The 12,011-nt window shown below is 59.2% G+C and carries 15 protein-coding genes; 4 read left to right on the top strand and 11 right to left on the bottom strand.

From position 1 onward, the window contains the following. Positions 1–197 precede the first annotated feature (197 nt). The 3 genes from AAAU26_RS00710 to AAAU26_RS00700 are packed head-to-tail and all read right to left on the bottom strand — an operon-like array spanning position 198 to position 1,660. Positions 198–803 (bottom strand): Tat pathway signal sequence, encoded by a 606-nt coding sequence (locus AAAU26_RS00710; protein WP_223386708.1) that lies wholly within the window; start codon positions 801–803, stop codon positions 198–200. Positions 804–840: 37 nt separating this feature from the next. Continuing rightward, positions 841–1,002: a hypothetical protein gene (locus tag AAAU26_RS00705; RefSeq protein WP_160141221.1), complete on the bottom strand. Its 162-nt coding sequence runs from the start codon at positions 1,000–1,002 to the stop codon at positions 841–843. After that, positions 986–1,660: a histidine phosphatase family protein gene (locus AAAU26_RS00700; protein WP_149795034.1), complete on the bottom strand. Its 675-nt coding sequence runs from the start codon at positions 1,658–1,660 to the stop codon at positions 986–988. The genes AAAU26_RS00705 and AAAU26_RS00700 overlap by 17 nt, the downstream gene beginning before the upstream one ends. 280 nt (positions 1,661–1,940) lie before the next feature. On the opposite strand from AAAU26_RS00700, the gene AAAU26_RS00695 reads away from it, so the two are divergent. The 4 genes from AAAU26_RS00695 (at position 1,941) to AAAU26_RS00680 (ending at position 5,008) form a co-directional block, all read left to right on the top strand. Beyond that, positions 1,941–2,642, top strand: coding sequence for a helix-turn-helix domain-containing protein (locus AAAU26_RS00695; RefSeq protein WP_149795035.1), 702 nt, complete (start codon positions 1,941–1,943; stop codon positions 2,640–2,642). A gap of 126 nt (positions 2,643–2,768) precedes the next feature. After that, positions 2,769–3,392: a twin-arginine translocation signal domain-containing protein gene (locus tag AAAU26_RS00690; RefSeq protein WP_158395830.1), complete on the top strand. Its 624-nt coding sequence runs from the start codon at positions 2,769–2,771 to the stop codon at positions 3,390–3,392. A gap of 162 nt (positions 3,393–3,554) precedes the next feature. After that, positions 3,555–4,118, top strand: coding sequence for a twin-arginine translocation signal domain-containing protein (locus tag AAAU26_RS00685; protein WP_227619442.1), 564 nt, complete (start codon positions 3,555–3,557; stop codon positions 4,116–4,118). Positions 4,119–4,372: 254 nt separating this feature from the next. Continuing rightward, positions 4,373–5,008 (top strand): phosphoribosyltransferase, encoded by a 636-nt coding sequence (locus tag AAAU26_RS00680; protein ID WP_015566035.1) that lies wholly within the window; start codon positions 4,373–4,375, stop codon positions 5,006–5,008. Positions 5,009–5,066: 58 nt separating this feature from the next. On the opposite strand, the gene AAAU26_RS00675 is transcribed toward AAAU26_RS00680, so the two are convergent. The 8 genes from AAAU26_RS00675 to hisC form a co-directional block, all read right to left on the bottom strand. Next, entirely contained in the window at positions 5,067–6,440 is a 1,374-nt protein-coding gene (locus tag AAAU26_RS00675; protein ID WP_227619441.1) for an MATE family efflux transporter, read from the bottom strand. A 115-nt stretch (positions 6,441–6,555) separates the two neighbouring features. After that, positions 6,556–7,380 (bottom strand): histidinol-phosphatase HisJ family protein, encoded by an 825-nt coding sequence (locus AAAU26_RS00670; RefSeq protein ID WP_207677355.1) that lies wholly within the window; start codon positions 7,378–7,380, stop codon positions 6,556–6,558. A gap of 6 nt (positions 7,381–7,386) precedes the next feature. Next, a complete protein-coding gene (gene hisIE, locus AAAU26_RS00665) occupies positions 7,387–8,022 on the bottom strand; it encodes a bifunctional phosphoribosyl-AMP cyclohydrolase/phosphoribosyl-ATP diphosphatase HisIE (protein ID WP_227619440.1) in 636 nt (211 codons plus the stop codon). 66 nt (positions 8,023–8,088) lie between these two features. Further along, positions 8,089–8,844: an imidazole glycerol phosphate synthase subunit HisF gene (hisF, locus tag AAAU26_RS00660; protein WP_158402897.1), complete on the bottom strand. Its 756-nt coding sequence runs from the start codon at positions 8,842–8,844 to the stop codon at positions 8,089–8,091. Between the two features lie 11 nt (positions 8,845–8,855). After that, positions 8,856–9,575, bottom strand: coding sequence for a 1-(5-phosphoribosyl)-5-[(5-phosphoribosylamino)methylideneamino]imidazole-4-carboxamide isomerase (gene hisA, locus AAAU26_RS00655; RefSeq protein ID WP_227619439.1), 720 nt, complete (start codon positions 9,573–9,575; stop codon positions 8,856–8,858). Positions 9,576–9,746: 171 nt separating this feature from the next. Further along, the gene (hisH, locus tag AAAU26_RS00650; RefSeq protein ID WP_158395819.1) at positions 9,747–10,355 is read right to left on the bottom strand and encodes an imidazole glycerol phosphate synthase subunit HisH; all 609 of its coding nucleotides are present in this window, start codon (positions 10,353–10,355) and stop codon (positions 9,747–9,749) included. Beyond that, on the bottom strand, positions 10,352–10,942 hold the full coding sequence (gene hisB, locus AAAU26_RS00645) for an imidazoleglycerol-phosphate dehydratase HisB (RefSeq protein WP_158395817.1): 591 nt from the start codon (positions 10,940–10,942) through the stop codon (positions 10,352–10,354). Before hisB ends, hisH begins: the two co-directional genes overlap by 4 nt. Positions 10,943–10,945: 3 nt before the next feature. Then, positions 10,946–12,007, bottom strand: coding sequence for a histidinol-phosphate transaminase (hisC, locus tag AAAU26_RS00640; RefSeq protein WP_227619438.1), 1,062 nt, complete (start codon positions 12,005–12,007; stop codon positions 10,946–10,948). Positions 12,008–12,011: the final 4 nt, after the last annotated feature.

Raw genomic sequence — 12,011 nt, 5'->3', positions numbered from 1 at the left:
CCCCTTTCTCGTGGATCCAGCGCGTCGAAATCGCTGGTGGTTTTCTGGTTCTCTTTTGACATCAAAAGAGAACAATTCCACTTAACGTAAAAGCGTTCTGCCCCGCGCACAGGCGCGAGAACCATTTCTGGTTCTCTTTTGACACGCAAAAGAGAACTTGACTTCATGAAAGAAGCCGTAAAAAGAAGAACAAGGACTTACAAATCCACTACGCTTCCGACTTCCGCCGGCGTCGCCGGCACCGGTCCGAGACGGACGGCGTCGGCGTCCCGGCGCACCACGAACTCCACCGGCTGTCCGGCGGCAAAGGCGGGGCGATAGCTCAGCTCCAGCGCCTCCCAATCCTCCGGGACAGCGCAGAAGCAGTGGAGCATCGCGCCGCGCCCGGCGGCGAGGTTGAGTGTAAAGGCCGAGGCATCGGCGGCGTTCTCCGCGTAGAGCGGTGCCGCAAAGCTGCCGCAGGGGACGCTCTCGCCCCCGCAGCGGGCGGTCACGCCGCTGTCCAGACTGTAAAGCTCTTTCAGAGTCGAGACATCCCGGCTGTGGAGGTAGCTTGCGCCCACCGGCAGGGTGCGGGCCGAGAGGTTCTCCACCGAGAGGTAGACCAACACACCACCCAGCCCGGGTGCAGGCGCATAGCCCAGCAGCTCCACCGCCGCCTTGCCGTCCAGCAGGGCAGGCTGGCCCATCACGCGGGGCTGTGCCGCAGCCGCCGAAACGCCTGTGAGCAGGGCAGCGGCCAGACTGACCGCGCCCGAACCGGCGCATTTCAGGAACGACCGGCGGGAAAGAGACTGAGACATCGGGGACTCCTCCTTGCAGCGAGAAAAATCATTCACTTTATAGAGTATCGGTTTCTTTGCCCCCTGTCAAGGGTTTGAAAGCGTTCTGCCGCAGGTTTTGCGTTTTCTTTGCTGATTTTGTACCAAAAGAGTACAAAAATGCCGCCCGGCGGCAAAATCGCAGGGCGGCAGAGCGTTCTTTCTTATTCGAATGCTTCATTCTCCTCGGCTTCCGCCTGACCCCGCAGGGTGTCGGCATAACCGAAGGGTACGATGTCGATGGCCTCCACCAGACGGTCGCGCATCCAGAGCTGAACGTCGGTTTGGACGGTGTAGCCGCAGCCGGGGTCAGCCATCCACTGCTCGGGGTGGCGGGAGGGGAGGGCGCGCTGGCTCAGCATACTCATGATGACGCCGCCGTGGGTCACGCAGGCGGCCTCGGTGACATCCATCCGGATCATATACTCGAACAGCTTGAGCAGCGTCTCCGAGCAGCGGGCGTGGAACTGCTCCGTGGGCTCTGCACCCTCCGGCACAAAGCCGGAGCCCGGGGTGATCCACTTCTTGAAGTCCTCGTTCTTCACCAGCTCCTTGACGGGATGGTTCTCAAAGACGCCGAAACCGGCCTCCCGCAGGTCATGCACCGAGAACTGGTGGGTCGCATTCGGGAACAGGATGTTGGCCGTCTCCACGGCGCGCATGAGCGGGGAAGAGAAGACGGTATCCACCTGCGGATACTCGAACCGCTCTTTCAGCTCGGCCAGCTGGGCGCGGCCCTCGTCACACAGGGGGATGTCCGTGCCGCTGCCGATGTAAAGGCCCTGCAGATTACCGGAAGTCAGGCCGTGGCGGATGAGATGGAGCTTAAAGGTTTTCATGTAAAAACACCTCTTATGAGCTATCTATTCCTGTGCTGATTCGCACAAATCTTGCTTTTCTGCTGATTTTTCCGGCACCATCAGACACTAAATATATGCCGGCAAGGTTTATTTTAACATAGATATGGTAGAAAGAGCAACCCCTTTGACAAAAACGCCGAATTTCCGGCGGAAAAACCGTCACTTTTTCGCTTTACAAGTCGTTTTCCATTGTGTATAATCAACGTGCTGTAAACCAAAAATCAAGGAAGTCCTATTTTTATCTGAGGAGCCAAACATCATGGAGTTCAATCGTATCATCAAACTGCTGCGCAAGGAGCGCGGCATCACCCAGAAACAGGCGGCAGAGGATCTGGGCGTTTCGCAGGCCCTGCTTTCCCACTACGAAAAAGGCATCCGGGAGTGCGGCCTGGATTTTGTGGTACGGGTGGCAGACTATTATAATGTTTCCTGCGACTATCTGCTGGGCCGTTCGGCAGAGCGCAACGGCATGATGCTCTCGGCAGAGGACATCCCCAACCCCGACAAGATGAAGGACAACATCTACCACGGCAGCGTCCTGCCCACGATGAACAAAAAGCTCATCTCCAACAGTCTGAACGTGCTCTACGCCAAGATAGGCGAGTGCCACAGCAAGGCCCTGACCACCGAGGTGAGCGCCTACCTGATGACCGCCGTGGCCAAGATGTTCCGTCTGCTCTATTCCGCCGAGTCCCACAATGCCCCCAGCATGTTCAGCGTGGACGCCCGGCGCTGGCCCGGCTACTCCGACGCTGTGATGCACTCGGCTCAGGCCAATGTGGAGGCCCTGCTGGCCGGCGAAGCGCTGCCCGGCGGCGAGGGCGTGGCCGACCCGTCCTGCCTCGCCATGACCACCGAGAGCCTGACCCGGGAATACCCGCTGTATACTCCCAGCCTGCTCAATCTGGTCAAGACCAGCGAGACCCGCGCCCGGGAACTGACCGGAGAGGACCGCACTTAAGTCTCTGTGAAACTAGTGTAAATTCTGCCGTTTTTTGCTTGCATCTGCGTGCAAAAGATGTTATAAACAAGATAGAACATTTTCATCGTACTTCATAATAAAGCGAATTCAAGGAGGGACACATCCATGTCCAATAAAATTTCCCGCCGCACCTTCCTCAAGTGTACCGGTGCCTCCGCAGCAGCTCTGGGCGCTGCTGCCATGTTGGGCGGCTGCGGTTCCAGCACCAGCAACGCCATCGAAGTCAAGGTCGGCGACAAGGTCAGCAACTGGAACAATCTGGGCGTCCAGCTCACCAGCGTCTTTACCATGGCCAACACTCCTGACCTGCCCGACCACGAGTATGTCGCTGTGCTCGTCACCGCTGTGAACCGCTCCGGCGCTACCACGTTTGAGATCGGCGCACAGAACCTCGCCGAACTGGATGCCGCCTATCCGCTGGACGATGAGGCTACCAAGCTTGATGTCGCCCGTCAGTACTTCCACGCTCTGGCCGCCTCCACCACCGATTTCACCGCTGTCTGCGACGGCGCTGAGGCCGAGGTCGGCGCTTACATCCAGCTCTATGATGCTGCCGCTCAGAGCTTCTCTGAGTCCACCAATCTGCCCCCGCAGGGCGCAGGCTACATCCAGCTGATCTGCTGTGTCCCCACCGGCTGGCAGAAGCTGAGCGTCACCTTCACCCCGACCTTCGTGGCAAACAAGAGCCTCACCTTCTCTCTGAACTCTTCTGACCTGACGCAGGCCTGAGGCATTTTTCCGAGACGAAATTCCGTCATAAAGGGCAGAGCTTCCCCACAAAATTTTTGTGAAAAGCATTGACATCTGCTCATTTTTCGCCTATTGTATAGGCAAGACGCCCTTCGGGGCAGTACAATGATTTCTGTGTTTCTACATAAAGGAGGAACGATCATGTCCTTAGAATTCAACCGCCGCTCTTTCCTGAAGTACAGCGCCGCTGCTGCCGTGGCTGTGGCTGGTTCCAGCCTGCTCGTTGGCTGTGGTGAGGATGAGTATCAGAAGACCGGTAAAATCGGCAGCACCCTGAAGCTGATGGGTGCTTTCAAACTCGAGAGTGCCAGTCTGAATTCCGTTAGCTCCAGCTCGACCCTGACCTGCAAATTCAATCTGAAAGGCACCTCCAAGCTTGGTCTGCCTATCGGTCCTGCAAACTTCCAGGTCGAGGTCACTCCCAAAGATAGCAGCAAGACGGTCACGACTTATCATGCTAATAACACCGACGGCACTGGCGGTGTTTCTCTGAGCAAGAGCGACAACTATCTGGAAAAAGACGAGACTCTGGAAACCGAATTGAAGGTTACGAACATCAGCGTCGCTGATGGCGATACCATCCAGGTCAAGTTCTGGCCCCGTCCTCAGGCAAGCGAGGGTACTCAGGCTTACACCCGCGCTTTCTGCACTTGGAAGATGACTGTTGACAGCACTGTTACTACCGGCAATACATACCTGAAGTGATTTTCTTATCATAAAAACATTCAGCGTCTGAGACTTTTGTCTCAGACGCTTTTTGTTTGCCCCTCTCCGTCATTCTGCCAAAACGCAGGCAAGGATTTTTAGTGGTTTTGTGTCTTGTGCATAAGGTGCTTTTCCTGCTACAATAAGAGCATACCAACCGGGGAGCGCAGCGGCCGGACAGATGTGCCGCCGCGCTGTTTCCTTTTGAGGGATGGGCGTCCTGCCTGATTTCACAAGAACAGGAGTGTGCAGTTATGATCAATATGGTAAAGCTTCCCACCAACAAGAGCAGTCTGTTCCTGCGCGTGGCAAAGGGCCACTTCGCCACCAGCCACAGCCACATCAACTACTACATCGACGTCACCACCCAGAAAGCCCGCCTCTCGGAGGCGAAGGCTGTCGCCAAGGAGCTGGTGGCTGCCTATCAGCACAGCACCATCGTGGACACCGTGCTCTGTCTGGACGGCACACAGGTCATCGGCACCTGTCTGGCCAACGAGCTGACCAAAGACGGCTTTGCCAACATGAATGCCCACCAGACCATCTACGTCATCACCCCCGAGTACACCAGCGGCAGCCAGATCATCCTCCGCGACAATCTCGCCCCGATGGTCAGGGGCAAGCACGTCCTCATCCTGTCGGCCTCCATCACCACCGGCTACACCGTGCAGGCGGCCATCGAGGCAGTCAACTACTACGGCGGCACCGTGGCGGGCCTGTCGGCCATCTTCGCCACCACCCACGAGTGTCTGGGCATCCCGGTCACCTCCATCTTCGACCCCTCCAGCCTGCCCGACTACGCCAGCTTCGACAGCCGCGACTGCCCCATGTGCAAGGCCGGCCAGCACATCGACGCGCTGGTGAACAGCTTCGGCTATTCGGCCCTCTGAATCTGAAATTTTCCTCCCTCTTTCTCCCCGCTGTGCAGCTGCATGGCGGGGAGTTCTTTTATTTTTTCATCTTCGGAAACACGAAGGAATTATGCCGGTATGCCATAAGCAGTTCTATGGTCATGAAGCACCAGATGACCGGCTCGCAGAGGATGACCGCGTTATACTCAAAGCGGGGGATGAAGAGCAGGACGAAGACGATCTTGCCCAGAAACTCGATGACGCTGGACAGCAGGGGCAGCACCTTCTCGCCCATGCTCTGCAGAGCGTAGCGGGTGGAGAGCAGCATTCCCAGCACGGCGTAGAAGGGTGCGTTCCAGACCAGATACCGCACGCCGTTTTCCAGCACCACCGGTTCCGAAGAGCCGGACACCAGTTTCACCATCCACTCCGCACCCACACTCATAAGCAGGATAGCCGTCACAGCCACCACGACACCGTAGAGATAGATGTCCCGCATTCCGCGGCGGACGCGGTCGGGATGGTTCGCGCCGTAGTTCTGGGAGACGTAGGTCGAGCAGGCAGAGGCCATCGCCGTCAGGGGCATATCCGTAAAAGCGAAGAGCTTTCGGGCCGCAGTGTGTCCCGCGATGACCAGCGTACCGAGGCCATTGATGCCGTACTGCAAAACGACGGAGCCTGCCGAGACGATGCTGCTCATGAGGCCCATGGAGATGCTCTGGCTGAACAGCTCCCAATAGAGGCGGCTCTCCACATGGAAGTGCTTTTTCTCAGGCAGGAGCAGCCGGGCGCTGCGGAAAACATACAGGATGCAGAGCGCCACCGACACGCCCTGAGAGATGACCGTCGCCACACCGGCACCGGCCACGCCCATGCCCAGCGCAGCGATGAACCAGAGGTCGAGGATGACGTTGAGCACCGACGAGAGGACGAGGAAGACCAGCGGCATAAAGCTGTTGCCGATGGCCCGCAGCAGGCCGGCGCAGAGGTTATAGGCAAACATGACGATGACGCCGAAGTCGATGATGATGATATAGCCGTAGGCGTCCTCTAAAATTTCCGCCGGGGTGTCCAGCAGTTCCAGCAGCGGATGCAGGCCCACCGCACCCGCCAGCGTGATGACCGCCGACGCGATGATGCCGATGACGATGGAACCCGCCACGGTCTGTTTGAGCTGGTCATCGTCTCCGGCCCCGTAGGCGCGCGCTGCGACGATGGCGAGGCCGTTGCCGATACCGATGCCAAATCCAACCAGAAGCTCGTAGATGGCCCCGCAGGCGCCAATGGCGGCAAGGGCGGTATCGCCCAGCACATTGCCGACGATCATGGTGTCCACGGTATTATAGAGCTGCTGGAAGAGGCACGACACCAGAATGGGCAGCATAAAGATGAGCAGGCTCTTGAAGATGGGGCCGTTCATCAAATCGACGTTCCGGTTGAAGAATGATTTTTTCGCGGGGGACTGGGTCATAAGCGTTCCTCCATAGTCACAAAAAGGAGCTGCTGTACAGGTACAACCTCTCCGTCAGCGCTGACGGAGAGGTTGATTCCGCTGTACAACAGCCCTTTTCAATATTTTCAGATCGTTACAGCTCCTGCGTCTCGAAGCCGTTGACGGTCAGCACTTCCACACTCTTGAAGCCTGCGGCCTTGACGGCGGCAGCAGCCTCGTCGAAGCCGAAGGTCAGGCTGTCCACATCGTGGGCGTCGGAGGTGATGATGACCTTGCCGCCCATCTTCTGCCACTCGCCCAGAAGCCATGCGCCGGGGTAGAAGTCCTTGCGGTAGCCGCGGTAGACGCCGCCGGTGTTCACTTCCAGCAGGCAGCCGTGCTCTTTGGCAGCATTCAGCGCCTTGAGGGCTGCGGCTTTATAGCGGGGCGACTCTTCGTCGAAGAACTCACCGGCAGCGTTCAGCTTCTTGATGAGGTCGATGTGGGCGAGGATGTCGGGGCCCATGGCCGCCACCTTCTCCACCTCGGCGAAGTATGCTTCCACAGCGGCCAGAGGGTCGCCGTCGAAGTCGTCGTAGATGCAGTCGTGGAGATCCTGGGGACGGAAGTCGATCTCGTAGTATTTGCCGGTGTTCTTGCCGTAGAGGTGGTGCGCAGAACCGATCCAGTAGTCGTAGCCGGTGCGCTTGTCCTCACTCAGCAGATCCCACTCGATGCCGCAGAGGATGTCCACCTTGCCCTTGTACTCGGTCTTGAGCTTGGCGATGGTGGCCTTGTACTGGGCCGTGCGGCTGGGGCTCATGCAGTATTCACGGTCGCGCTGGGTATAGCTATGGCCCGTGAAGCCCAGTGTGGTCAGCCCCTGCGCACACGCAGCGGAGGCCATCTCCTGCAAGGTGTTTTTGCCGTCGCACATCGTCGAGTGACAATGGACACTGGACTTCTTATAATCTGCCATAGTGAATCACTGCATCCTTTCCTGTTTGACCTTATGGTCGATAACGTGTCGTTTTTCCAGCTCGCGGGTGATGTCCTCCACCGTGATGCCGGCCTGTACCATCAGCACCAGCACATGGTATGCCAAATCGCTGATCTCGTAGACCGTCTCGGCCTTGTCTTCCTTTTCGCCCGCGATGATGACCTCAGTACACTCTTCGCCCACCTTCTTGAGGATCTTTTCTTTGCCCTTCTCGAAGAGATAGGTGGTGTAGCTGCCCTCTTTGGGGCTGGTCTTGCGGCCCTTGATGAGGTCATACAGCCCCTGCCAGCTGAACTGCTTCAGCTCCGGGGAAACATACACTTCGTTGAAAAAGCAGCTCTCGGCACCGGTGTGGCAGGCGGGGCCGCTCTTGACGACCTCAACCACCAGCGCGTCGGCGTCGCAGTCGGCGGTGATGGACACCACACGCTGGACGTTGCCGCTGGTCTCGCCCTTGCGCCAGATTTCCTGACGGCTGCGGCTCCAGAACACCGTCCGGCCCTCCGCGATGGTCAGCGCCAGCGTCTCGGCGTTCATGTAGGCGAGGGTCAGCACCTCTTTGGTGTAGTGGTCCTGCACGATGGCAGGGACGAGGCCCTTTTCGTCAAATTTCAGATCCATAATGTTTCTCCTTCCCCGCAGGGGGACAGCTATAGTTTAGCGTATTCGGCGGGCAAACGCAAGGGCTCAGAGCCGCATTTCCACGCCATTTTCGTTTAAGTATTCCTTTAGCTCCCGGATGGTGAGCAGCTTCTGGTGGAAGATGCCCGCCGCAAGGCCCGCGTCGATGCCTTTATGATGGAACAGCTCGAGGAAGTCTTCCTTTTTGCCCGCGCCGCCGCTGGCGATAATGGGGACGTTCACCCGGGCCGCCACGGCGTCCAGCATCTCGAGGTCAAAGCCGTTCCGGACACCGTCAGTGTCGATACTGTTGAGGCACACTTCGCCTGCGCCGTTGTCCACGCACCATTTTATCCATTCCAGTGCGTCCCGGCCAGTGTCCTCGCGCCCGCCCTTGGCAAAGACGCGGAACTGGCCGTCCACCCGCTTGACGTCGGCGGAGAGGACCACGCACTGGTCGCCGTACCGCTTGGCCGCCGCCGGGATGAGGCCGGGGTCTCTCAGTGCGCCCGAGTTGACGCTGACTTTATCGGCACCACACTTGAGCACCCGGTCGAAATCGTCCAGCGTATTGACGCCGCCGCCCACCGTGAGGGGGATGAAGATCTCGCTGGCCACCCGGGTGAGGATGTCGGTGAAGAGGGCTCGGCCCTCGGCGCTGGCCGTGATGTCGTAGAACACCAGCTCGTCCGCGCCCGCCGCGTTGTACATCCGGGCCATCTCCACCGGGTCGGCCACATCCTTGATGCCCTCGAAGTTCGTTCCCTTGACGACCCGTCCGTTCCGGACGTCCAGACAGGGGATGATGCGTTTTGTTATCATGGTCTAGCTCCTTACTTCTGCACCAGCGCGACGCAGCGCCCAAGGTCCAGCGCACCGGTGTACAGGCTCTTGCCGAGGATGGCGGCGGCAGTCCCCATCTCTTCCAGTTCCAGCAGCTCCTTTTCCGAGGAAATACCGCCGCTGGCCGTGATGGCCACGCCCGGCACTTCTTTTGCAAGCTGGCGGTAGAGGGCGAGGTTGGTGCCTTTCATCGCGCCGTCGCAGGCAATGTCGGTGTAGATGATGGCCTTGCATCCAGCCTCAGCCAGACGCTGACAGAAGGCCACGCCCGGCTCAGCGCTGACGTCCTTCCAGCCGTGGATCGCCACATAGCCGTCCTTGGCGTCTACGCCCACGGCAATTTTTTCGCCGTACTTTTTCAGCATCCGGGCCGTGAAGTCAAAGTTCGTCACGGCCACACTGCCAAGGATGCACCGGCCCACGCCCAAAGAGAGATATTTTTCAATGCGCTCTTCGGTGCGGATGCCGCCGCCTACTTCGATATACAGGCCGCCCTGCTTTGCCAGCGCAGCGATGGTGTCGTAATTGGAAAGGGTGCCGTCCTTTGCGCCGTCCAGATCGACGACGTGGAGGTTTTTTGCCCCGGCTTCGAGAAAAGCCCGCGCCTGGGCGCAGGGGTCTTCGCCGTAGACGGTCATCCGGTCGTAATCGCCCTGCGTCAGGCGCACGACTTTGCCGCCCCGCAGGTCAATGGCTGGGAATAGCTGCATATTATTACTCCTAATCTAAGGCTTTCCTTCATACAACCTCTCCGTCTGCACCTTCGGTGCAGCCACCTCTCCTAGTAGGAGAGGCTTTGGCATTTCGTGAAGCTTCGCCTCTTCGCCAGAGGCTCCCCTCGGTAGGGGAGCTGTCGAGCGTATGCGAGACTGAGAGGTTATTTACAGCTCACTGAATGCTTTCAGCAGCCGCAGCCCTGCGTCACCGCTTTTCTCCGGGTGGAACTGCGTTCCGTACACCTTGCCCGCCTTCACCACGCCGGTGACGGGCAGGGAATAGTCGCTGACGGCCAGTGTGTTGGCGGCGCAGTTTTTGCCGTAATAGCTATGGACGTAGTAGAAATACTCGCCGTCCCTGACGTACTTGAACAGCGGGTCGTCCCGCAGGATGTGGACGGCGTTCCAGCCGATCTGCGGCACTTTCAGGCTCTTGTCGCCGAGGTCGGGAGCCAGCGGGCATACCTGCCCCGGCACGAAGCCAAGGCCGTCGTGCTCGCCGTACTCGTAGCTCTTTTCAAACAGCAGCTGCATCCCGAGGCAGATGCCGAGGAGGGGCTTCTTCGCCGCTTCTTCCCTGATGACCGGTACAAGGCCGGTGGCCTCAAGTTTTGCCATCGCGTCCCCGAAAGCGCCCACGCCCGGCAGGATGAGCCGGTCAGCGGCGCGGATGTCGGCGGCATCCGCGCTGACCTTCGCTTCCAGCCCCAGATGGGCCAGACTCGATTTCAGGCTGAACAGGTTGCCCACGCCGTAGTCGATGATGCATATCATACCAGCAGTCCTTTCGTGGAAGGAATTTCGTCCCGATGGGCCGCATCGATGCGGACAGCATCGGCCAGCGCACGGCCAGCGCCCTTGAACGCGGCCTCAAGGATGTGGTGGCTGTTCTCGCCCGCGAACTGAACGAAGTGGACGGTGGCCGGCACGCTGCGGGCAAAGCCCAGCCAGAATTCCTTGGCGCACTCCACGTCGAAGTCGCCGACTTTTTCGGTGTTGCAATGGATGTCCCAGTTCAGGGTGCAGCGGCCCGAGATGTCCACGGCGCAGAGGATGAGGGCTTCGTCCATGGGCAGATAGAAGCTGCCGTACCGGTGGATGCCCCGCATATCGCCCAGCGCCTGGGCGAACGCCTGCCCCAGCGCGATGCCCACATCCTCGGTGGTGTGGTGATAATCCACCTCCACGTCGCCGTGGCAGGTAAGCACCAGATCAAAGCGCCCGTGCCGCGCAAACAGCTCCAGCATATGGTTCAGAAAGCCGCAGCCGGTGTCCACCTGATACCGGCCTGCGCCGTCGAGGTTCAGGGTCAGCTCGATCTGGGTCTCGTTGGTGTTCCGCTCGATGGTCACTTCCCGCATGGCTCAGCCCTCCAAAATTTCATCCAGCGCCCGCAGAAGGGCGGTCATGTCGTCCGGCGTGCCGATGGTGATGCGCAGCCAGTTCGAGATACGGGGTGCGTCGAAGTGGCGCACCAGCACGCCTTTTTCTTTCAGTTTCAGGTAAAGTTCGCCGCCGCTCTTTTTGTCGGTGGAAGCAAACAGGAAATTGGAGCGGCTGTCCAGCACGGCAAAGCCTCGCGCTTCCAGCTGCTGCCTTGTCCAGCCCCGCGTCTCCACGATAGCGGCGCGGGTCTTGTCGAAGTAGTCCGTATCTTCCAGCGCGGCCTTGCCCGCCTTCAGGGTCAGCCGGTTGATGTTGTAGGGGTTGAGGCTGAACTTGACCCGGTTGAGGTCAGCGATGAGCTTCGCATTGCCCATAGCGAGGCCCAGCCGCGCACCGGCCAGCTGACGGGACTTCGAGAAGGTCTGGACGACCAGCAGATTTTCGTAGTTGTCGATGAGCGGCACACAGCTCTCGCCGCCGAAGTCCACATAGGCCTCGTCCACGATGACCACATGGTTGGGGTTGCTCTTCAGGATTTCCTCGATGGCGCTGCAGGGCAGGGCCAGACCGGTGGGAGCATTGGGGTTGGCGATGACGATAGTCTCGTTCAGGCCATAATAGTCTGCCGGGTCGAGGGTGAAATCTTCTTTCAGCGGGATGATGTGGCTGGGGATGTGCATCAGTCCGCACCAGACGCCGTAGCAGCCATAGGTGATGTCTGCATAGGCCAGCGGGTGGTTCTCGTCGCAGAAGGCCCGCAGGGCGAAGAACAGGTTCTCGTCGCTGCCGTTGCCGGGCATGATCTGCTCGGGCTTCAGCTCAAAGTGTGCCGCCGCTGCCCGCAGCAGCTCGGCACACGCAGGGTCGGAGTAGAGGCGGAGCTTTTCCACCTCGGCCTCGCTCACCGCCCCCACCACGGCCGGAGAGGGGAGATAAGGGCTTTCGTTGGTGTTCAGCTTAATGTACTGCTGGTCCTGCGGCTGTTCGCCCGGGGTGTAGGGAGTGACAGCTTCCAGCGTGGGAGAAAGAAAACGGCTCATGTTT

Origin of the sequence: Faecalibacterium longum (genome assembly GCF_040094125.1) — a bacterium.
Taxonomy (GTDB): domain Bacteria; phylum Bacillota; class Clostridia; order Oscillospirales; family Ruminococcaceae; genus Faecalibacterium; species Faecalibacterium longum.
Note: the sequence above shows the minus strand (reverse complement) of the source record. Positions and strands in the feature narration are given on the sequence as shown.